Genomic DNA, 20399 nt, shown 5'->3' on the forward strand with positions numbered 1-20399 from the left:
ACGTTGCGAGCAGCCAACGAATTGGAAATGCAGCGAGGAAGAATAGGACAAATGCCTGCTCTCTCCAGTGATACGAGCCAGACATTACTCGCCACAGCCGTACCCAGCGTTACAAGAAATGCGAGCATCCCTAATCCAAAATTAATCCAAATGGTTCCTAACATTTGTTATACTTCCTTCACACCTTGATTTACGGTCCTGATTTGAAGAATGCCGTTTGTGGCATCTAACTCTATTGTCCGACCGCAGTTTCCCCCTGTATCTTCTGCCACGATCTTTATATGAGCATCCTTCAATGCAAGTTTGCACGCCTCTACATTCCGAGGCCCAATCCGCATGGTGTCATTATTTCCTAAAAACGCGAACATTTGTGCGCCACCAGCCAATTTCGCAACTGTGTGTCTCGTCTCCGCACCAGCCTTCACCATCAACTGAATCAGATGAGGGATTGCTGTATCTGCATATTTGCCTATCGTTAGCTCCCCGCCTTTAGCCAAAGACGATTCAGGGAGCATAACATGTGCCATACCTGCAATTTTATGGATATGATCGTAGAGTACTACTCCTACGCAAGAACCTAAACCGGTAGTACGCAGCTTGCTCGGCGGCTTTGCCACACCGAGATCAGCCATCCCTATCTTAATAATCTCCATCGAACGGAACCCCTAATGAACGAAATAGTATTGGGAGCGATTCAGGATCAGGAATTAAGAAAAAGTTCCCTTTTACTTGATCATTGCCTTCGAAAAAAGCGGTGTCAATCGTGAGGGCAAAGTCACCCGCTTGACCCAACGCTATTAATCCATAACTTAGAATAGCTCCAGCCATATCCACAGCGAGTGCAGGTACGGACGGCTGTAAATTTAATTGTGTAAAATCAGCTAACGATGATAAATAAGAACCTGTTAAGATGTTGCCAATCTCATGCAACGCGGAGATCTCCAGCTCTTCCCACTCGTGCACATCTTTATTAATTCCTGTGATTTGCTCGAGCAGGTGCTTGGCTGAATCCAAATCAAGGATGAAAAACATGTTGCCTGGACAATCGCCTTCAACCCGGAGGAAGACGGTCACTACTACAGTTTCCGCTCCTCCGACACAATCTGCAACTTCGTCGAAGGGGATAATCTTGACTTGTGGAACTTTCATATCGATTTCTTTTTGTATGAGCTTGGAGAGAGCCGTGGCAGCGTGACCAGCACCGATATTCCCGATTTCCCGTAAAACGTCAAATTGGAAATCCCCAAACTTCGTAAAATCGCCCATTTTACTTACCCCTCAATTGCGTCCAACTGCTTGATTTCCTCAGTGCTCAATACTTTATCGAGGTTTAAGAGGATTAACAGTCGTTTATCCAGCTTAGCGACGCCTCGCAAATAAGCAGCCTCCACACCTCCAACAACTTCTGGAGGCGGTTCAATCGCATCAACTGGTATATCGATAACATCGTTTGCGGCATCTACAATGAGACCCACTTCCAATTCACCTACGGCCACGATAATGATTCGAGTTGCTTCGGAATAGACGCTTTCTTCGAGACTAAAACGATTTCGCAGGTCAATAATCGGTGTCACAACGCCACGCAGATTAATAACCCCTTTGACGAAACTAGGCGTTCGAGGAACTCTTGTGATGTGCTCCAGCTTTTCAATGGATTTAACCTGATGAACCTCAACGCCATACTCTTCGTCCTTCAATCGAAAGACAATCACTTTGACTTCGCTAATGACTTCTTTTTGATCGAGCATGTGGCTGCCCCTCCTTCTACTTAATCAGCGAGTTACAATCTATGATGAGCGCGACCTGACCGTCTCCCAGGATCGTTGCACCTGAAATGGCAAATACATTGACCAGATATTTGCCGAGAGATTTTAGAACAATCTCTTGTTGTCCGATGAACGAATCGACGACAAGGCCTGCCATTTTCTCACCTTTACGTACGATGACGACTGCCACTTCATCTTCCATCGTTTCCCCATTATCAGGCACTTGGAAAATGTCCTGCAGCGAAACGAGCGGAACTACACGTCCCCGGAAGTCGATCACTTTTTGGCGGTGAGCCATCATGATTTGATCTTTTTTAAATACAGCCGTCTCAATAATGGAGCTGAGTGGGACAGCGTACTTCTCATCCTTCACTTGCACCAGCATCGCGGAAATGATAGAGAGCGTAAGTGGCAATTGAATGAGGAAAGTCGTGCCCTGACCGCGCACAGAATCTACGCTGACACTGCCACCCAACGATTCAATTTTGGACTTCACGACATCCAATCCAACACCACGACCGGAAATGTCAGATACAACTTCCGCTGTACTAAAGCCTGCTGCAAATAGCAACTCATGGATTTGCTTGTCACTCATGCTATCTGCATTGGCAGGATTGACAATGCCTCTCTCAAGCGCTTTTTTGAGAACTTTATCTTTATTGATTCCAGCACCATCATCTCTTACTTCAATAAATACATGGTTGCCACTGTGGAAAGCGCGGAGCTCGATTTTTCCTTCCTCTGGCTTACCCGCCTTTTTCCGATCTGCTGGAGACTCAATTCCGTGGTCAAGCGAGTTACGCAGCAAGTGATTGAGTGGGTCCCCGATTTCGTCGATGACGGTACGATCCAATTCTGTCTCCGCACCGATAATCTCCAGATTCACTTTTTTATTTAGATCTTTTTGCAGATCGCGAATCATACGTGGGAAACGATTGAATACTTGCTCCACCGGCACCATGCGCATGGTCAGAATGATGTTCTGGAGATCGCCACTAATCCGGCTCATGTGCTCCACGGTTTCTTGCAGTTCATTCTTTCCAATTTCTCGTGCCAACTGCTCCAAACGACCGCGGTCAATGACCAATTCGCTAAACAGATTCATCAAGATATCCAAGCGTTCGATATCGACACGAATGGTTTTTCCACCAGCCGTCGCCTTTTTCACTGGTGCTTGAGGAGCTTCTGCTGCACCCTTTTCAGCTGGTGCTGGTGCCTGTTGCACTACGGGAGCAGGTGGAGCTTCCTTCTTCAATTGAATGGTTTCGATTGTCACATCTTGGATTTCCGAAATGTTAAGAATCGTAGTACGTACCTTTTCAATCGAGTGCTCCGTCACATAGGCGATTTCAAACGACTGTTCAAATCGCTCATTCTCGATATCTTCAACAGCTGGCTTCGTTTTGATCACTTCACCCATGGATTCCAGTTGATCAAAAACCATGTAAGAGCGGGCTGCCTTGAGCAAGCAGTTTTCATTCAATGTCACTTTGATCCACAAAACGTTGTTCCCGAGCTCCTGAGACTGCTTCAAGACCATCATGGCATAATCATCAAGCTCATGATCTTCAGCTGATGTAGTTTCCTCTTGCGGTGCTTCCACTTCCATAGTAGTAGCTGCTACTTCCTGCTCGGCTGAAAAGTCTCCTGCAACAATCGCACGCAGCTTCTTTACAATAGCGGATACATCCGCTGAGCCGTCTCCGCCTTCTGTGATATCGATGACCATGCCTTCAATCAAATCTACACTCTGGAAAATAGAGTCCATGATATCACTGGTAATCGTTAGCTTCTGATTGCGAATCAGGTCAAGTACATTTTCCGCTTCGTGAGTCAAACTCGCCATGTCTTCAAAGCCCATAGTTGCCGACATACCCTTCAATGTATGCGCGGATCGAAAAATCTCTTTGACGTGGCCAATGTTACCCGGATCACTTTCCAAGAGTAGCAAATTGGCGTTGATCGCCTGTAGGTGTTCCTTTGACTCCTCAATAAACATGTCCAAATACTGATTCATATCCATAGGTGATCCACCTCCCAAAAATCAGTGCAAGAGCTTGCACAACAGCTCTGGAATCTTTTCCAATGGGGCCACGTTGTCTGCCAAGCCTGCTTGAATCGCTGCGCGTGGCATTCCGTATACAACACAGCTCGACTCATCTTCGATAATACTTGTGACACGGCCCAGTTCCTTCATGAGTTTTAGCCCTTTAGTCCCATCATTTCCCATGCCTGTCATGATGATTGCCCACTTGTCTACATTTGTCAATTGACTGACTGATTCAAACAGGATATCGACAGACGGTCTGTGTCCGCCTCGTGGCTCCTCTTGATGTAAGTAGGCCTGCAGTCTGCCATTCACTTGACGAACTTCGAAGTGGAAGCCTCCTGGAGCGATGTACGCTGTACCATTTTCCAAAAACTCGCCATCGACAACCTCGGTTACTCGAATCTGACATAACGAGTCTAGTCGATTTGCTAACGATTTTGTGAATCCAGCTGGCATATGCTGAACGATAGCAATTGGTGCAGGAAAATTCGCCGGAATTGCAGTCAGTACACTCTGCAATGCTTTAGGACCACCTGTGGAAGTACCTAGAACCACCAGTCTTGCCTTCCCCCCCACTTGTGACCGCATCACAGCAGGCGGGCTCGGTATTTTCGTACGTATTACTGGGGAGGCCGGAGCACCAGGTGCAGCTGTTGGTTCGAAAGATACCGGTTTGGCTACGCGTGGCATCTGCTTTTTCAAACGTACTTTCGATGCTGCCGCAGCCTTCACGCGCTCGATAAGACGATCTCCCACTTTGTGGATATCGAGAGAAATTGGACCCGAAGGCTTCGTTACAAAGTCAAACGCACCTAGTTCCAACGCATGAATCGTAGCTTCGGCGCCTTCTTTTGTCAGGCTGCTCAACATGACGATCGGAACCGGACACTCATTCATCAGTTTTTCCAGAGCGTCCAAACCGTTCATGACAGGCATTTCAATGTCGAGTGTGAGAACATCCGGCACCAGTTGTTTACATTTTTCAATACATTCGAGTCCATTCTTGGCACGATCGATCACTTCAATCTCAGGATCAGTAGATAAAATGTCCGAAATCACTTTACGCATAAATGCTGAATCGTCCGTGACGAGAACGCGGATTTTGCTCATTCGAATGTCGCTCCCTTCCTACTTTTATGTCTCATCGTATCAAGTGCCTCAACCTCGCAAGAAAACCTTTGAGGCCACTGACAGAAGCATCTGAAGTAACCGGACGATCCAAATACCGCTCTACCAGATTTCGTATGCTTCTCGCGGCTTGCGATTGTGGATATGTAAGTAGAAAAGGACGCTGCAGTTTAACAGCTTTTGAAACATAAGGATCATCCGAAACATATCCAAGCGACTGAATTTCCATATTCAAAAAACGTTTGGAAACCATCGCAAGCTTGTCTGCCGTCATTTTCCCTTCTCTCTCCGACGACGCTCGATTTATCACCAAACGAATGGATACAGCAGGATTGCGTGCGTGTAGCATCTTCATGACTGCATATGCATCTGTTATCGCTGGTGGTTCAGGAGTGGTAACAAGGATGACCTCGTCTGAGGAGAGCATGAATCGCATGGATTCTTTTGAAAAACCTGCTCCCGTATCAAAAATGATGGTGTCGGCATAGCCCTGCAATGGGTCCAGATGTGAGAATAAGCGATCAAGCTTCTCATCATCTAACTGCATGATCTGCGTAAATCCAGATCCACCCGCAATGAATTCTAAGCCTCCTGGCCCGTGCTCGATAATGTCCCAAACAGTCGTATCTGGCTCTAACAAATGAAACAGATGCTTTTTTGGGGTAATTCCCATTAATACATCCAGATTTGCCAGACCCAGATCCAAGTCAAACAAAACCGTCTTATGACCTTTCTCAATCAAACCAAGTCCAAAATTCAAGCTGAAATTGGACTTGCCGACACCACCTTTTCCACTCGTCACTGTGACCAGTCTAGTTGGTCGTGTCTTCTTGTTTTGTAGCATCCGCTCACGGAGTTGCTCTGCTTGGTCACGCATCTGTTTACTCTCCCATAATCATCGTTGAAACCAGCTCGGGTGTAGCTACAACGATATCATCTGGTACATTTTGACCTGTCGTTACATAGGAGAGCTGTAGATTCATCTCCTGACAAACATTCAACATCGTGCCAAAGCTCTTCGTTTCATCCGCTTTTGTAAAAATGACTTGCTTCACTTGAACTTCCGCAAAATTTTGGACGATCGCTTTCATATCATTGAATTTGGAGCTCAAGCTAAGTACCAGGTAGTTCACGCTGTCTTTGCCATGCTCCAACAATTCACGAATGCCTTCGACGTATTCATCGTTGCGAAAATTTCGTCCAGCCGTATCTACAAAAATGAGGTCACAATCACTTAAGCGCTCCATCGCTGCCGCCATTTCTTTCGGCGAAAAGACAACCTCCAGTGGGACATTCAAGATGTTTGCGTACGTCTTCAATTGTTCTACAGCCGCCATTCGATACGTATCAGCCGTGATAAAGCCGATTTTTCGCTTTTCCTTCAACATGCTGTTCGCCGCAAGCTTCGCAATGGTCGTTGTTTTTCCAACCCCTGTCGGACCGAAAAAGAAAGCATACCGTACGTTCTTACCCAGCTTTGGCGAAGATGCTGTATATGGCTCGATCATGGAAGTGATAATCGTTCGGCTTACCGTAAACGCTTCTTCCTCCGTCCATTTTTCACCCGGTTGCGACATATCCATTACTTTTCGAATGATTTCTGCAGTTAGCTCTTCCGTCACTTCTTGCTTCAATAACTTTGCACGAATAGATTGTATCGCCGGAGGAAGTTGTTCACTTAAGTCATGCACCAACAGCTTTTGAAACATTTGACGCATATCTCGCATTTCAGTGGCAATCGCGTCATGATTGCTTACGGGTATAGCTCTTTCTTGGGATGTCGTGACAGGAGCATGCTGCTCAGCTGGCTCTCCTTGCTTTGGCACAGCTCTCGTATCTGAGATCTCTTCTTGAGGAGGCGTCGCAACCGCAGTTTGTGTCATCGCGGCTACGAGCTGCTCCCTCCCTGTTGATTGAACTTGTTGATTCTCCGATGTTTTTGCCACAGTCGGTCTTCGATACGCTTGAGCAGCCGTGTACGTACCCGTCTGCGATTTGGGCAAAACGTTGCTGGTTCGATGTTCAGCTGCTACTGTGGGATTTTCTCGCTCGGATGCCTTTTCATCGACAGCAGCGATTACTTCGATTCGTTGTTTGCCAAACATCCCGAACAATCCACCTGTTTTGATCGGCTTGGAATTAAGAATCACTGCATCCATTCCTAAGTCCGTCCTGATTTTTTCCATTGCTTCTGGCATCGAATCGACAATGTAACGTTTTACCCTCACGAAATGTTCACCATCCCTACGCTTTGCACTTCAACATGTGGTTCGAGCTCGCTGTACGACAAAACGGGAACGTCTGGCATCATGCGATCTACTAATTGACGCAAGTACATTCGGACCGCTGGTGATGAAAGAATGATCGGCTGTTGACCCGAGTTGATCATTTTGCTCACTTCAGTCGACATGTTTTGGAAAATTCGCTGAGACGTTTCCGGATCCATCGCCAGATAGCTTCCTTGCTCAGACTGTTCCACACGTTCAGAGATTGCTTTTTCCAATCCTGCTCCAGCTGTCAGCACGCGAAGTGGTTGTCCTGGCTCCGTAAATTGGAGTGTGATCTGTCTCGCCATCGCCTGTCTCACATATTCTGTCAGTACATCCGGATCTTTTGTATACAAGGCATGATCCGCGAGCGCTTCAAGAATGACATGGAGATTTCGAACAGACACTTTTTCACGCAACAGCTTTTGCAATACTTTTTGTACGTCCCCGATGGCGAGCAAACTTGGAATCAACTCGTCTACGAGAACTGGTGCTGTCTCCCTTACATTGTCGATCAGGGCCCTTGTTTCCTGGCGACCTAACAATTCGTGGGCATGTCGCTTGATGACCTCTGTCAGATGTGTAGCCACAACAGATGGCGGATCGACAACTGTATAGCCAGACAGCTCAGCAATCTCCTTATTCTCTTCTGTTACCCATAATGCGGGCAATCCAAACGCAGGTTCTACGGTTTCTATCCCAACAATGGAATCATCTTCAATCCCCGGGCTCATTGCCAGATAGTGATCCAGCATGATTTCCCCTTTTGCGACCTGGTTGCCTTTTATTTTGATCATGTATTCATTCGGCCGAAGCTGGATGTTGTCACGTATACGAATGACCGGTACAACGATCCCCATCTCGAGTGCGATTTGTCTTCGGATCATGATGACTCGATCTAGCAGATCTCCCCCCTGCTTCACATCAGCAAGCGGGATTAAGCCATAACCGAATTCGAACTCGATCGGATCGACCTGTAACAGGTTCACGACGCTTTCTGGACTGCGTACTTCTTCCATTTGCTGTTCTTCCACCTTATCGGCGGATTCTTGTATCTGCATCTTCTGGTTCTTTTCCATTTTCCAGGCGGCAAATGCCATTATCCCGCTTACTGGGAGCACAGGCAAAATTCCAATCGGAGTAAAAAGACCCAGCAACAACATGCATCCCGATACGATATAGAGAAGACGTGGGAAGCTGAACATTTGCTTGACGATGTCTTCTCCCAAACCTTCACCAGAAGTGGAACGCGTTACAATAATACCCGCTGCAGTCGAGATTAAGAGCGCAGGAATTTGGCTCACCAATGCATCACCGACAGACATGGTAGTGAAACGAGAGGCAGACTCGGCAAAGCTCATATCGTGAATGAGCATCCCGATGATAAAACCACCGATAATATTTACGATAAAAATGATAATACCCGCGATGGCGTCCCCTTTTACGAATTTGCTGGCACCATCCATTGCTCCATAAAAGTCAGCTTCGTTTTCAATCTTTTTTCTTCGTACACGTGCTTCTGCTTCTGTGATCATTCCTGCATTTAGATCCGCGTCGATACTCATCTGTTTACCAGGCATCGCATCGAGCGTAAAACGTGCTGCTACCTCAGCGACACGCTCAGAACCTTTGGTGATTACGATAAACTGAATGATGATCAAGATCAAAAACACAACGAAACCGACGACTTGATTACCACCGACTACAAAGCTACCGAACGTTTCAATAACTTTACCGCCTTCACCGTGCGATAGAATATTTCTCGTCGTCGACACGTTCAAGGCCAGTCGAAAAAGTGTTGTAATAAGCAAAACCGTCGGAAAGATCGAGAATTCCAAAGTTTCTTTTGTATACATCGACACAAGCAAGATGGTCAATGCAAGGGAGATATTCAAAATCAACAGCAAATCAAGAAGCGCTGAAGGAAGTGGGATTACCATCATGACAACAATGCTTATGACAAAAAGGATCGTACCAACTTCTTTAAATTTGAATCCCACTGGTTATCCTCCTTCCATTTATTTCACTTTCCCTTGCAGCTTGTAGACGTACGCGAGAACTTCCGCGACCGCTTTAAACATCTCTTCGGGAATTTGTTGCCCAACTTCAACTTGACTATAGAGAGCCCGGGCCAAGGGCTTGTTTTCCATGGTAACGATACGATGCTTTTTCGCTACTTCCCTTATTTTTAACGCTAGATAGTCTTGCCCTTTGGCGATTACCGTCGGTGCACTCATCGCACTCGCGTCATAGCGAACGGCAACAGCAAAGTGAGTCGGGTTCGTAATAATGACATCCGCTTTGGGAAGCTCCTGCATCATACGGCGAATGGCCATGCTTCTTTGCCGTTCACGAATCTTCCCTTTGATGAGCGGATCACCTTCCGCTTGCTTATGCTCGTCCTTGAGATCCTGCTTAGACATCCGCAGATTCTTTTCATGCTCATAGCGCTGATAGGCGTAGTCCAGGACCGCAAGAATGAAAAGCAATAACCCGAGATAGATTCCCAGCTTTGTCACCTCTTCGGCAGTAAACGATAAGACTGCTCCGAGAGACAATAAGGAAAGCTGTACAACTTGTTCCTTTGCATTCCACAAAATGACGTACGCGACGTAAATGCCTGCGCTTATTTTTAATAAAGATTTCAGTAGCTCTACGAGCGAGCGTAAGGAAAAAATTCGTTTTGCCCCTTTAATCGGATCGATCTTTTCCAGCTTCATTTGAAGGGGTTCTGTACTAATTAGCCAGCCTACCTGCATGTAGTTCACCGCAAATGCGATAAGAAAACTCAAGCCCAAGATAGGTCCTACAATTTTTATCGCTTCAAATGCAAGCTGCATTACGATGACTTTTAAATTTTCTTCATTTACTTGCCACGTGGTATATGTAATCAATGACTCCCGCATCAAATCTTGAAAGGTGCCTAGCATGGTAGAGCCAAGCATCATTAGCAGAAAGAAAAATGCTGTCAAAGATAGGGCTGGGGAAAGATCCTGACTTTTCGCGACTTGCCCTTTTTTTCGTGCATCTTGCTTTTTCTTGGGCGTAGCTTTTTCTGTCTTTTCCCCATTAAAAAATTGAAGATCTACTTGATAGGAAAGCCTCAATTGATTCATGGTGATCCTCCGAGCGATTTCATCATTTCTGCAAGTGCCCGGAACATGTTTCCAAACAATCCGTTCAGGGTCAGCAAGAACGCAGGCATCACCACAATAAGCAGTAAAAAGCCGGCAAGCAGTTTAATGGGCAAACCCACCACAAAGATATTAAACTGCGGGACAGATTTGGCGATAATACCAAGAGAGAGATCAACCAGAAACAATGCAACGACGATCGGTGCCGCAATCATAAACGCACTCGTAAACATCGTTTGAAATGTTTTTACTGCTGTCATCATGACGTTTTCGCTTCCGAAAGCCGCCCACATGATGTCCACGGGTATAACCTGGTAACTGCTTATCACACCTCGTATCAGCATGTGATGTCCGTCAATACTGAAAAAGTACAGGACAGCGAGAATGTTTTTGAAGTTACCTGTTATCGGGATATATGCACCCGTTTTGGGATCAATCACGTTTGCCATTGCGAGACCCATCTGCATGTCCATCAGTCCGCCGGCAACCTGAATGGCGACAAACATCATTTCACATATGTATCCAAGAATGACACCAACAAGCGCTTCCTTCATAATATACAGAATAAAAGTCAAATCCATTGGAATCTCGCCTTGTACCGGCAAGGATTGAAAACTAATGACGGCAATGATAAATGCGAGACCGATTTTAAACTGATTCGGTACACCACGAATGGAAAAGAACGGAGCCGTTACAAAAAAGGCACTCATTCGGACAAAAACAAGCAAGAATACGGGCAGATACATCAGAAAAAGATTCATACGCTACCCAACAAAACGATGAAGGTTACCGAAAATCCCCATCGTAAAATCAAGCAGTACCCGGAGCATCCATGGACCAGCAGCCAAGATCACGACAAATACGGCCACGATCTTTGGAATGAAAGCGAGTGTCTGCTCCTGAATTTGTGTCGTTGCCTGAAAGACACTGACCATCAAACCGACCAGCAAGGCGACCCCAAGTGCGGGTGCCGAAATCAGCAGGATGGTATAAACAGAGCTCTGGGCAATTTGCATAAGTAATTCTTGTGTCATGCTCTACCTCCTGAGGCATTCGGAATGTCGCTAAAAACTGGTCAAAAGTGATTTCACAATGAGATACCAGCCGTCCACCATGATGAACAATAAAATCTTAAACGGCAATGAAATCATAACCGGCGGTAACATCATCATCCCCATCCCCATCAAAATACTGGAGACGATCATATCAATTACGAGAAATGGAATGAATATCATAAAGCCGATCTGAAAAGCCGTCTTCAATTCACTAATGGCAAAAGCAGGTACCAATGCATTCAACGGAATATCTTGGATTGATTTTGGTCGTTCGGCTTTTGTGTATTCCAGAAAAAGTGCTAAATCTTTTTCACGCGTCTGCTTTGCCATAAATTCCTTAAAGGGTATGACCGCTGCGTCTAATGCCTGCTGTTGCGTTAGCTTTCCTTGCATAAATGGCTGCACGGCTGTTTCGTTTACTTGTCCGAGTGTCGGAGCCATTATGAAAAATGTCATAAATAACGCAAGGGCAATCAATACCTGATTCGGTGGCATTTGCTGAGTTGCCAATGCATTTCGCACAAAAGACAAGACAATGATAATTCGCGCAAAACTGGTCATTAAAAGCAAAATCGCTGGAGCTACAGATAATACTGTCAAAATCAGTAACAGCTGAATGGCCGTCGATGTCTCCTGCGGAGTTCCTGTTCCGCCGCCTATCTTCAAATCAATACTCGGAACAAGCGGTGTCCCCGCTGGCGCCGCCATGACCATATCAGGTACGGATAGCAACACTGCGACAAGCATCAGCACCTGCAAAAAATATTTCATTTTTGGTCCCCTCTGTCCTGAGCTTGCTCTTTCTTCCAATGTTCTGTTTGGTTTGGACGATTTCTCAAGTCGTTCCATTGACCTTGCAACAGATCTTGAAAGCTTTTCCCGTCCATGTCAGAAGAAAACAAGATTTCTTCTTCCGCCTGCTTTTTCTTACCGAACGGGAGCCATTCTAGCGAGAATGGGCTTTTCATCGGTTTGATCTCAGCGTCAGCCAAGATCACATCTACCTCTTCACCCGGTTCGATCCTACGAAGCAATTGAACGTTTTCTCCTACTCCCACGATGTACAAAGACTCGCCGATCATAACAACCTGCAGTGTTTTGCCATTGCCAAGCGCAGTAGCGCTAATCACTTTAATCGGTCCATGACTCCCGGCCCCTTGACGTCGACCAAGAAAACGAAGCAATAAAAAGATCAATACTGCAATAAAGCCAAGCGAAAAAATGACTTGAACCAGATACCCGATCATACTTCCTGTTCCGCTGCCCGGAATGGCCGCCGGCTGTTCACTGCCGGCGGGCGCATTGCTAGTTGGCACTTTTCCCTGGTTGTACGCATCCGCTACTGAACCTTCCGCAAAAACGGTACTCGGCAGGGAGGAGACGAAAAGCAACAGGATCAGACTGAAGGCTAAAATGAGTCTTGCCCCTGCATTCCGGATCATCATCATTAGCTCATTGTCTTTTTGATCGCTTCCAGAACGCGATCTGCCTGGAATGGTTTTACGATGAAGTCTTTTGCGCCCGCCTGGATCGCATCGATTACCATCGCTTGTTGTCCCATCGCAGAGCACATGATCACGCGCGCGTTAGGATCCAACTTTTTAATTTCTTTCAATGCAGAAATTCCATCCATCTCTGGCATGGTAATATCCATGGTTACCAGATCAGGTCCCAATTCTTTGTACTTTTCAACTGCTTGTGCACCGTCACTTGCTTCCCCTACGACGCTGTACCCGTTTTTCGAAAGAATTTCCTTGATCATCATACGCATGAATGCTGCATCGTCGACGATTAAAACTTTGTTAGACATGAATAGCTCCTCCCTAATGCTTCCCACTTGATTGGTTTATTGTAATTTTTGAACACGATCTATCTGACTGATGATGTCTGTAACACGAACCCCAAAGTTCTCATCAATGACGACAACCTCGCCCTTGGCAATTAGTTTGTTGTTCACCAAAATGTCTACATGCTCACCTGCCAGCTTGTCCAACTGTATAATCGATCCAGCGGACAAGTCAAGGATTTCTCTAATAAGCTTTTTCGTACGTCCTAACTCAACTGTTACTTGTAATGGAATATCGTGAAGCAAGTTCAAATTCTGTATGTCTCCTGTATACATAGGAGCACCTCCAAGCGGAGCAAATTGTGCTGGTACTACATTCGCCTGACTAGCGGCAGGACCTCCGAAATGCTGTGGTGTTGGCGGAGCCATTGGAGGCTGCTGATACATTCCTGGGTACGGAGCGTAGCCAGGTGGCATCATTGGTTGTCCATACGCGTCAGGATACATCGGCGGCTGTCCTGGGTAGCCCATTGGCGGTGCGTAGCCCGGCGGCTGCTGATACATTGGCTGTTGCTGTGCCTGTGACGGCTGCGCTACAGGCGGTACATGACTCTGTGGCTGTTCTTGCGCACTTGGCTGGATAGAAGGAGCCGACAGACCCATAGCAGGCAGAGAAGGCATCTCTATCTCATCTATGAGGGCCGCTGCTGCTTCTTCATCCCCTGCACCTCCAACCAGTCGATCAATCATCTTTTTCGCAAAGGAAAGAGGGAGAAGCTGCATAATATTGGAATCAATAAGTTCGCCATGTTCTCCTACCTTTAAGCGGAAAGATACTTTCACCAGAGGACTGTCATCATCAGAGAAGCTGTCTCCACCCTTGCCTTGCGCTAGATCCATTACATCGATGCCTGGTGGCGTAATATTGATGAACTGGTTGAAAATCGTCGACATGGACGTAGCAGCGGAGCCCATCATTTGATTCATGGCTTCCTGAACCGCGCTGATATGAAGCTCAGACATTTCAGTGCTCGCTGGTCTACCATCTCCGCCCATCATCAGATCCGCGATAACGGCAGCATCTTCCATGCGAATGACGAGCAGGTTAATTCCTTTGAATCCATCTGTATATTCCACGTGGACAGCCACGTGAGGAATCGGAAATTCACTTTCCAATTCATCGACATTGACTACGGAAACAGTAGGGGTGGTAATATCTACCTTTTGACTTAACAAAGTAGATAACGCAGTAGCTGCGCTCCCAAAGGAGATATTACCAATTTCTCCGAGTGCATCCTGTTCAAACGGGGACAGAAAATCGGCAACATCCTGGGTCACTGCCGATACAGCTTCCTCTTCGTCCTCAACCAAGTTGTTCGCACGTAACAGCGCGTCAATCTCGTCTTGAGAAAGCATATCTCTACTCATTTTGTTCCTCCCCCTCCTCTATGACTTCATCAATCTGTACGGCGACTCTTCCTTTATGTGTTCCTGGCTGACCCAAGAACTTTAAGTGGTCGCCCACTTTGACTTTCAGCTTGTTGTCGATCGATTGATCTAATTGAATGACATCGCCTTTTTGTAGCTGTAGGAAATCTCCTACTGTAATCGTAGCTGTTCCCATTTCAGCAACAATCGGCAATTTTGCAACTTTTACTCGCTCTTCTACACGCAGGCGCTCTTCTTCATCCCGCGTTTTCTTCTGTTTGGAGAACCAGTATTGTCCAGACAGCTTTGTCATGATTGGCTCCAGTACCACGTGAGGCAAACAGAGATTGATCATTCCTGTTGTATCGCCGATTTTGGTACTAAAAGAGATTACCACGACAATCTCATTAGGTGAGACGATCTGCATGAACTGTGGATTCATTTCCAAGCCTTCCTGATACGGGTCCAGTTCAATGATTTGCTTCCATGCCTCGTGGAAAGTATCCAGCGCTTTGCCGAATACGCGTTCCATCACCGTTGTTTCAATTTCCGTAAGGGCGCCCATTTTTTCCGGAATCGCCCCCTGTCCTCCCAGAAGTCGATCCAACATGGTATAGGCGATGTTTGGATTTACTTCCAAAACCATTCGTCCTTCCAGCGGAGGAGCTTCAAAGATGTTCAAGATAGTCATCTTGGGAATAGAACGTATAAATTCGTCATACGGCAATTGATCGACGGAGGCAACCGTAATTTGCACGAAGGTACGGAGCTGAGCTGAAAAATACGTAGTCAACAGCCTCGCGTAGTTTTCATGGATTCGCGTTAAACCACGGATCTGATCTTTCGAGAATCGCAGGGCGCGTTTGAAATCATATACTTTGACTTTACGCTCAGTTTCTTCCTTTTTCAGCTCGTTGGCATCCATTTCACCCGAAGATAGGGCGGCCAACAGCGCATCAATCTCACTCTGTGAGAGAACCTCGGCCATATGTCGTCACCTCCTTGCTATGTATACCATAATCGCTTCCTATGACAAGACGCGTTTGGTTGTCACTACTTGAACAATCTTACCTTCTTGCATCAGGGAGCTGATTTCATTCATGATTTTTGCTTCTAGCTTGTTCACACCTTCAGTCCCTTTTATGTCTTCTGGTGTCAACCCCGCCAATGTTTTAATAATCACCTGATTGACTTGCGGCAAGCGCTGCTCCAACTCTGTTTTGGCAGCACTACTGTCAGCCGTAATGCTAAAGCGTACAATCATGTAATTATTCGTTAGCAAGTTCGTAGTAATTTCGCCAGTATCAACAGAGAACTCTTTCATTTCCTCTGCCGTGAGCGGCTTCACTTCTTGCTCTTCCGTCGTGGCTGTTTGGGCTGCCGGAGAGAGATAGGTTTGCCAGAGAACAAACGAGATCACTCCCAGTAGCGATATCGCGATGATAATGATTAGAGCCATGTTAAACAATCGATTTTGAAACATCGCTAATGCCTCCCGCTATTCATTTGAATCACCCGGCATTTTCGGTACAGATGTTGCCGGAGGAACATTATGATAAAAAGCCTGAACACGTTCAGCGATGGATTCCACCGAATCCTTCACGATGTACTTTCTGTCGTTGAACAGCGTAATTACGCTATCCGGAGTTCCTTCAACAGTTTCAATGTGAGTGATGTTCAGATAAAAAGTAGAACCGTTAAACCGCGTTAACTTAATCATTGGCTGCTCCTTTCCGGATCAAGCTGGGGAAGGCTTAGAACACTTCCCCGGCTTTTCCGTTAAACGAAATTATCGTTTCAGGTTCACCAGTTCTTCCAATACTGTGTCAGATGTCGTGATGATCCGTGAGTTTGCTTGGAAACCGCGTTGTGCCACGATCATTTCTGTAAATTCTTCAGAAAGGTCAACGTTGGACATTTCCAGTTGTCCTGCGATGATGCTTACTTTTGCATCAGCTGGCGTTACTGGTGTCAAGGGGTCATTATCATTCGCACCAGCGTTTACTGTGTTTTCGTAAAGATTGTTCCCAATCTTCTTCAAACCACCTGGGTTATTGAAGGTCATTATCCCAATGGTATTCGTAGAGTCTAATGCACCTGTTTCATCCACCGTTGTGATGACTCCGTCTTTTCCGATAGAGTAAGAAACAATCCCATCATTTTGGCTGATCTGAATGGCACCTGGATCAGTGTTCATGAGCTTCATCCCTTGGGAGTTCACCAGGTATCCGTCTGCATCACGTGTAAAGTTGCCTGCACGCGTATAATAGATCGTTGCCCCTTCATCCGGGCTTACCATAAAGAATCCATCGCCCTCGATAGAAAGGTCTGTTGGCAGGTTGGTTGTCATTGGACTACCAGCATTGAAGACGGTATCAACGGATGCGATTGAAGCTCCTAGACCAATCTGAGTTGGGTTAGTTCCGCCCTTCCCACCAGCTGTAGGTGCCCCAGCCCCTTGAACGTTTTGGCTCAAAATATCTTGGAACATCACACGACCCTTTTTGAAGCCCACGGTGTTTACGTTCGCGATATTATTACCAATAACGTCCAACTTAGTTTGAAATCCACGCAAGCCTGAAATACCTGAATACATAGATCGAAGCATACCTGCTTCCTCCTTTACCTTCTCATTTACAGCGGCTACCTCTGTCAGTCGGTAGCCGAATGGGCTTCCTCAAAAGGAGGTCCAGCCCAGTAAACAGCCACCTACACGAATATGGCACTGTCAATGTTAGTAAATACGTTGTCTTTCATGCTGCCATCGTCTACAGCGGTAATAATTTTCCGATTTACGATGCTCACGACGTAGGCCACATTATCCATCATAATGAGAGACTCTCTGGCGCCTTTGGCGGCTGCTTTTTCCACAGCGGATTCCAAACGCTCCATCTGTTGTCTTTCTAGCGTTATGCCCCGTTCCTGCAAGCGATTGACGGCATGCTGGCTAAAACTAAGTGGCTCCGCCTTTGTTACAGCGCCAATCGATTCCGTCAAATACTGCTGAAATAACGTGTTGTTTCCCGGAGCAGTTTGGGCAGTAGCTTTTGCGACGTGATTCGTTTTCGGAGGAAAATAGGGTTGCCCCACACGAATATGGTTCATGGCACTTCCTCCTTACATCCAATCCTAGACGATGTCGTCAATGCCGCGAGCCGTTTCCCGCAATCGATTCCATAGCACTTCTGATGATTCATTACTGTCTACCAGGGCATCGAGAGCAAATTCTTGCTCGTCTTTATCTTGCTGTTTTCGATTCTCTTGTTGCTGTCGTGCTTGTTCACGCTGTTGCTGGAAGTTAAAAGCTGTATCCTGCTGTTGGTTTACCTCCAAGCGATCAACCTGCAAGCCTTGTTGGGTCAAAGCAGCTCGAAGCTGTGGAAGCTGATTGTCCAGCATATCCTTTCCAGCCTGTGTTTCAGCATGGAACTGTGCTGTAATCACTCCATTTTGGGAAGTAATTGTTACATCTACTTGGCCCAAAGATTGTGGATTCAGAATCAGCCTTGCCTCATGTACGCCATTATGTTGGGTCAACTGCATCTTGGACACGAAAAGCTGTGTGACTTGCTGTGTCAGTTGGTTGGCGTTCACGTGATGTGTTGGAACAGACTGTTGCTGAAAGGTCTGTACAGATTGTGTCTGTGTATTAGATGAAGCAATAATCGGCGACTGACCATTTCCATTCAACATGCCCTCTTCTGCATTGCCATCCTGATTCAAAAGGCCGCTTTGAAGGGTTGACTGTACTGTTTGGGATTGAATCCCTGCCTCTAGCTTGTAAGCCGAGAGTCCTTGATTCAACCGCAGTGGAGAAATCGTCTTAAACGTATCCTGTTGGGTTGTGTTCATGTTTGCCATCACATCGGATCGCAAGTTCAGTCCACTTCGTTTTGACTCCTCAGCATTTCCTTTTTGATTCTTCAGGGATTCGAGAAGAGCTGCCAGCTTGTCTAGTTCGTTTGGAGTTGCTTCCCCTTTTTTCAGGTTAGCTAGAAGCTGCTTTAAATCCTCACTCACTTGACCAGCATTCCCTTGCGCTTTACCCAATAGTTGTTCCATTGCAGTTGCAAATTTTTCTTGGGCGTCAGGCGGTAATTCGTCTTGCGCAGTTTGACCAGAGCCAAGCAGTTGGGCAAATAATGCCATGAGATCAGCTAATGCGAGCATGTCCTCTTCACTTAAACCCTCTGGATCCACCATTGTCTCTTCTGGGTTCCCCACCTGATCCAACACCTGAATCAATTGCATGGAAAACATTTGACCTAGACCAGTTCCACCTGCATTAACGGTAGGGGTTGCTGTAACAGATCCTGCTGATCCTACTGCAGGGGTCAAATTGGCCACATTCATCTCGTTCACCTCCTCCATTTGATATTTGTTGCTTATAAGAACGAAAACAGATGATTGCTCATTCTATTTTCGAAGCAACTCTGCTGTAATGCGAGCCGCCAGATTATCTGGTTCTTTCTGTTTCTTGTCGTCATTGGCGATCGCTGAGAGAGTTTGTGCCCGTTTATCCGCAGGCAAGTCTTTCATTAAGGCAATAGCTTGACCTCTGTTAGTATCCATGAGTGAACGAATGATAGCAGCAGCATCCGCAGGCGGCAATTGAGTAAATGTCTTCATTAGTTCCTCGTTCGACTCAGACCCCTCACGCGTATTGCTCAACGCCTTAGTCAGAACATCAACTCGTTGTTGCAGAGCAGCAATGTCATCATCTTTGTTCACAACTGAATCTTTTAACAAGATGGAAATATCGGCAGCTTTCTTTGGTTCCATCTTGGCCAAAATGTCTGCCTGTTGTGCAGGCTTCATTTTCGTCATGACGGCAACTGACTCTTGCAGTTTTAAATTTTCAATGATGGCCGCAGCATTCTTTGGAGACATGGTTGTGTACACTTTCGCCAAATCTGTAAACTGCTTCTGACGCTCTTCCTCAGTTGCACGCTTGTCTTCCATTGCCTTGTTTACATCATCGATTTGTTTTTCCAGTGCCGCAATCGTGGCATCTTTCTTTGCTGACTCTTCTTTTAAAGTGGTAATCTGCTGCTGGTTTTTTGCTTGATCTTGCTGTAGGGTTGCCACTTGTTTGTCCATGTCAGGTTGTTCTTCTGAGCCGGGAGTTGCTGCATAGTCGTCCGGGACTAATTTTTCCACGTACGGTATGGAGTTAGCCCAGTGGAGAACAGTCCCTAACACGTTTACTCCGAGCAAGCTCAGGAGCACACCGCCAAGGAGGCTGGCAAACAGAGCAGGAATGACAATCATATAAAAGAACCATTCCCACCTGCCGTATTCCCGTTCTTCTTGGATTTCTTCCATTTGGAACCTCCCTCAGTAGCTTCGGCGAAGATAGAGCTGCGTACCGATCTCATCCAACTCTTTTTGCTCTCTTTGCTTCTGGTCGTCCAGAAATTGGTGGAGCGACTTTTCCCGAAGGCGTTGCCATAGTTGGGACTCTTTCATACGTTCCGTCAATCGTGACTGACAGCGTTCCACATCCTGTTCACAACCATGCAAGGTACGTTGCTGATTCTGAATGGATTTCGCAACAGATTGCTGATATTGCGTAATGGAAATGAGCTGCGCAGCACTGCATGTCTGCATCTGTACTTCCTGGAGCTTCATCGTCATCTCGTCATGATGCTCAGTTAGTTGAGAGAGCTTCCACTCTTCTTCGTTTTTACGCTGGATGGACTTTCCGAAAGCCCACTCTGCTTGTTCTTTTTCTTTTTCCTTTAAATCAAGAACCTTTTGGAGATGAAACTGAAACACACGCACG

The 20399-nt window shown here is 46.3% G+C and carries 23 protein-coding genes; all 23 read right to left on the reverse strand.

From position 1 onward, the window contains the following. Nucleotides 1–167: 167 nt before the first annotated feature. Nucleotides 168–653, reverse strand: a complete 486-nt coding sequence (locus KB186_RS06175; RefSeq protein WP_015891734.1) for a chemotaxis protein CheD — start codon at nt 651–653, stop codon at nt 168–170. Next, entirely contained in the window at nt 640–1266 is a 627-nt protein-coding gene (locus KB186_RS06180; protein WP_173608003.1) for a chemotaxis protein CheC, read from the reverse strand. Before KB186_RS06180 ends, KB186_RS06175 begins: the two co-directional genes overlap by 14 nt. Before the next feature lie 5 nt (nt 1267–1271). Beyond that, a complete protein-coding gene (locus tag KB186_RS06185; protein ID WP_007719278.1) occupies nt 1272–1748 on the reverse strand; it encodes a chemotaxis protein CheW in 477 nt (158 codons plus the stop codon). A 16-nt stretch (nt 1749–1764) separates the two neighbouring features. Then, a complete protein-coding gene (locus tag KB186_RS06190) occupies nt 1765–3789 on the reverse strand; it encodes a chemotaxis protein CheA (protein ID WP_232773264.1) in 2025 nt (674 codons plus the stop codon). A 21-nt stretch (nt 3790–3810) separates the two neighbouring features. Continuing rightward, the gene (locus tag KB186_RS06195; RefSeq protein WP_173608005.1) at nt 3811–4926 is read right to left on the reverse strand and encodes a protein-glutamate methylesterase/protein-glutamine glutaminase; all 1116 of its coding nucleotides are present in this window, start codon (nt 4924–4926) and stop codon (nt 3811–3813) included. 31 nt (nt 4927–4957) lie between these two features. After that, a complete protein-coding gene (locus KB186_RS06200; RefSeq protein WP_232773266.1) occupies nt 4958–5821 on the reverse strand; it encodes a MinD/ParA family protein in 864 nt (287 codons plus the stop codon). 4 nt (nt 5822–5825) lie between these two features. Beyond that, nucleotides 5826–7172 (reverse strand): flagellar biosynthesis GTPase FlhF, encoded by a 1347-nt coding sequence (gene flhF / locus KB186_RS06205; RefSeq protein ID WP_232773268.1) that lies wholly within the window; start codon nt 7170–7172, stop codon nt 5826–5828. Beyond that, nucleotides 7169–9211: a flagellar biosynthesis protein FlhA gene (gene flhA, locus KB186_RS06210; protein ID WP_064202438.1), complete on the reverse strand. Its 2043-nt coding sequence runs from the start codon at nt 9209–9211 to the stop codon at nt 7169–7171. The genes flhF and flhA overlap by 4 nt, the downstream gene beginning before the upstream one ends. A gap of 18 nt (nt 9212–9229) precedes the next feature. Beyond that, nucleotides 9230–10327, reverse strand: a complete 1098-nt coding sequence (gene flhB, locus KB186_RS06215) for a flagellar biosynthesis protein FlhB (protein WP_173608008.1) — start codon at nt 10325–10327, stop codon at nt 9230–9232. Beyond that, the gene (fliR, locus tag KB186_RS06220) at nt 10324–11106 is read right to left on the reverse strand and encodes a flagellar biosynthetic protein FliR (protein WP_173608009.1); all 783 of its coding nucleotides are present in this window, start codon (nt 11104–11106) and stop codon (nt 10324–10326) included. The genes flhB and fliR overlap by 4 nt, the downstream gene beginning before the upstream one ends. Nucleotides 11107–11109: 3 nt before the next feature. Further along, on the reverse strand, nt 11110–11379 hold the full coding sequence (gene fliQ, locus KB186_RS06225; RefSeq protein ID WP_007719290.1) for a flagellar biosynthesis protein FliQ: 270 nt from the start codon (nt 11377–11379) through the stop codon (nt 11110–11112). Between the two features lie 30 nt (nt 11380–11409). Continuing rightward, nucleotides 11410–12171 carry a flagellar type III secretion system pore protein FliP gene (gene fliP, locus KB186_RS06230; protein WP_088908099.1) on the reverse strand — a complete coding sequence of 254 codons (762 nt, stop codon included), beginning with the start codon at nt 12169–12171 and terminating at the stop codon, nt 11410–11412. After that, the gene (locus KB186_RS06235; protein ID WP_173608010.1) at nt 12168–12848 is read right to left on the reverse strand and encodes a flagellar biosynthetic protein FliO; all 681 of its coding nucleotides are present in this window, start codon (nt 12846–12848) and stop codon (nt 12168–12170) included. Before KB186_RS06235 ends, fliP begins: the two co-directional genes overlap by 4 nt. Beyond that, nucleotides 12848–13210, reverse strand: coding sequence for a response regulator (locus KB186_RS06240; protein WP_007719294.1), 363 nt, complete (start codon nt 13208–13210; stop codon nt 12848–12850). The genes KB186_RS06235 and KB186_RS06240 overlap by 1 nt, the downstream gene beginning before the upstream one ends. A 36-nt stretch (nt 13211–13246) precedes the next feature. Beyond that, nucleotides 13247–14614 carry a flagellar motor switch phosphatase FliY gene (fliY, locus tag KB186_RS06245; RefSeq protein WP_173608011.1) on the reverse strand — a complete coding sequence of 456 codons (1368 nt, stop codon included), beginning with the start codon at nt 14612–14614 and terminating at the stop codon, nt 13247–13249. Beyond that, nucleotides 14607–15602, reverse strand: a complete 996-nt coding sequence (gene fliM / locus KB186_RS06250; RefSeq protein ID WP_172140508.1) for a flagellar motor switch protein FliM — start codon at nt 15600–15602, stop codon at nt 14607–14609. Before fliM ends, fliY begins: the two co-directional genes overlap by 8 nt. A 39-nt stretch (nt 15603–15641) precedes the next feature. Continuing rightward, the gene (locus KB186_RS06255) at nt 15642–16097 is read right to left on the reverse strand and encodes a flagellar basal body-associated FliL family protein (RefSeq protein WP_173608012.1); all 456 of its coding nucleotides are present in this window, start codon (nt 16095–16097) and stop codon (nt 15642–15644) included. 15 nt (nt 16098–16112) lie between these two features. Continuing rightward, nucleotides 16113–16334: a flagellar FlbD family protein gene (locus tag KB186_RS06260; protein WP_015891749.1), complete on the reverse strand. Its 222-nt coding sequence runs from the start codon at nt 16332–16334 to the stop codon at nt 16113–16115. A 69-nt stretch (nt 16335–16403) separates the two neighbouring features. After that, nucleotides 16404–17222 (reverse strand): flagellar basal body rod protein FlgG, encoded by an 819-nt coding sequence (flgG, locus tag KB186_RS06265; protein ID WP_173608013.1) that lies wholly within the window; start codon nt 17220–17222, stop codon nt 16404–16406. Nucleotides 17223–17323: 101 nt separating this feature from the next. Then, a complete protein-coding gene (locus tag KB186_RS06270) occupies nt 17324–17719 on the reverse strand; it encodes a TIGR02530 family flagellar biosynthesis protein (protein ID WP_232773269.1) in 396 nt (131 codons plus the stop codon). A 24-nt stretch (nt 17720–17743) separates the two neighbouring features. Then, nucleotides 17744–18967: a flagellar hook-length control protein FliK gene (locus KB186_RS06275; RefSeq protein WP_232773270.1), complete on the reverse strand. Its 1224-nt coding sequence runs from the start codon at nt 18965–18967 to the stop codon at nt 17744–17746. Between the two features lie 63 nt (nt 18968–19030). Next, nucleotides 19031–19939, reverse strand: coding sequence for a MotE family protein (locus tag KB186_RS06280; protein ID WP_173608016.1), 909 nt, complete (start codon nt 19937–19939; stop codon nt 19031–19033). A gap of 12 nt (nt 19940–19951) precedes the next feature. After that, the gene (fliJ, locus tag KB186_RS06285) at nt 19952–20398 is read right to left on the reverse strand and encodes a flagellar export protein FliJ (protein WP_173608017.1); all 447 of its coding nucleotides are present in this window, start codon (nt 20396–20398) and stop codon (nt 19952–19954) included. Between the last annotated feature and the right edge of the window lies 1 nt (nt 20399).

The organism is Brevibacillus sp. AF8 (assembly GCF_021270385.1).
In the GTDB taxonomy this organism is placed as follows: domain Bacteria; phylum Bacillota; class Bacilli; order Brevibacillales; family Brevibacillaceae; genus Brevibacillus.

What these genes read in the sequence shown, in the direction of transcription:
- KB186_RS06175 (WP_015891734.1), bottom strand. Translation starts at nt 653, where the DNA reads ATGGAGATTATTAAGATAGGGATGGCTGATCTCGGTGTGGCAAAGCCG.
- KB186_RS06180 (WP_173608003.1), bottom strand. Translation starts at nt 1,266, where the DNA reads ATGGGCGATTTTACGAAGTTTGGGGATTTCCAATTTGACGTTTTACGG.
- KB186_RS06185 (WP_007719278.1), bottom strand. Translation starts at nt 1,748, where the DNA reads ATGCTCGATCAAAAAGAAGTCATTAGCGAAGTCAAAGTGATTGTCTTT.
- KB186_RS06190 (WP_232773264.1), bottom strand. Translation starts at nt 3,789, where the DNA reads ATGGATATGAATCAGTATTTGGACATGTTTATTGAGGAGTCAAAGGAA.
- KB186_RS06195 (WP_173608005.1), bottom strand. Translation starts at nt 4,926, where the DNA reads ATGAGCAAAATCCGCGTTCTCGTCACGGACGATTCAGCATTTATGCGT.
- KB186_RS06200 (WP_232773266.1), bottom strand. Translation starts at nt 5,821, where the DNA reads ATGCGTGACCAAGCAGAGCAACTCCGTGAGCGGATGCTACAAAACAAG.
- flhB (WP_173608008.1), bottom strand. Translation starts at nt 10,327, where the DNA reads ATGAATCAATTGAGGCTTTCCTATCAAGTAGATCTTCAATTTTTTAAT.
- fliR (WP_173608009.1), bottom strand. Translation starts at nt 11,106, where the DNA reads ATGAATCTTTTTCTGATGTATCTGCCCGTATTCTTGCTTGTTTTTGTC.
- fliQ (WP_007719290.1), bottom strand. Translation starts at nt 11,379, where the DNA reads ATGACACAAGAATTACTTATGCAAATTGCCCAGAGCTCTGTTTATACC.
- fliP (WP_088908099.1), bottom strand. Translation starts at nt 12,171, where the DNA reads ATGAAATATTTTTTGCAGGTGCTGATGCTTGTCGCAGTGTTGCTATCC.
- KB186_RS06235 (WP_173608010.1), bottom strand. Translation starts at nt 12,848, where the DNA reads ATGATGATGATCCGGAATGCAGGGGCAAGACTCATTTTAGCCTTCAGT.
- KB186_RS06240 (WP_007719294.1), bottom strand. Translation starts at nt 13,210, where the DNA reads ATGTCTAACAAAGTTTTAATCGTCGACGATGCAGCATTCATGCGTATG.
- fliY (WP_173608011.1), bottom strand. Translation starts at nt 14,614, where the DNA reads ATGAGTAGAGATATGCTTTCTCAAGACGAGATTGACGCGCTGTTACGT.
- fliM (WP_172140508.1), bottom strand. Translation starts at nt 15,602, where the DNA reads ATGGCCGAGGTTCTCTCACAGAGTGAGATTGATGCGCTGTTGGCCGCC.
- KB186_RS06255 (WP_173608012.1), bottom strand. Translation starts at nt 16,097, where the DNA reads ATGTTTCAAAATCGATTGTTTAACATGGCTCTAATCATTATCATCGCG.
- KB186_RS06260 (WP_015891749.1), bottom strand. Translation starts at nt 16,334, where the DNA reads ATGATTAAGTTAACGCGGTTTAACGGTTCTACTTTTTATCTGAACATC.
- flgG (WP_173608013.1), bottom strand. Translation starts at nt 17,222, where the DNA reads ATGCTTCGATCTATGTATTCAGGTATTTCAGGCTTGCGTGGATTTCAA.
- KB186_RS06270 (WP_232773269.1), bottom strand. Translation starts at nt 17,719, where the DNA reads ATGAACCATATTCGTGTGGGGCAACCCTATTTTCCTCCGAAAACGAAT.
- KB186_RS06275 (WP_232773270.1), bottom strand. Translation starts at nt 18,967, where the DNA reads ATGAATGTGGCCAATTTGACCCCTGCAGTAGGATCAGCAGGATCTGTT.
- KB186_RS06280 (WP_173608016.1), bottom strand. Translation starts at nt 19,939, where the DNA reads ATGGAAGAAATCCAAGAAGAACGGGAATACGGCAGGTGGGAATGGTTC.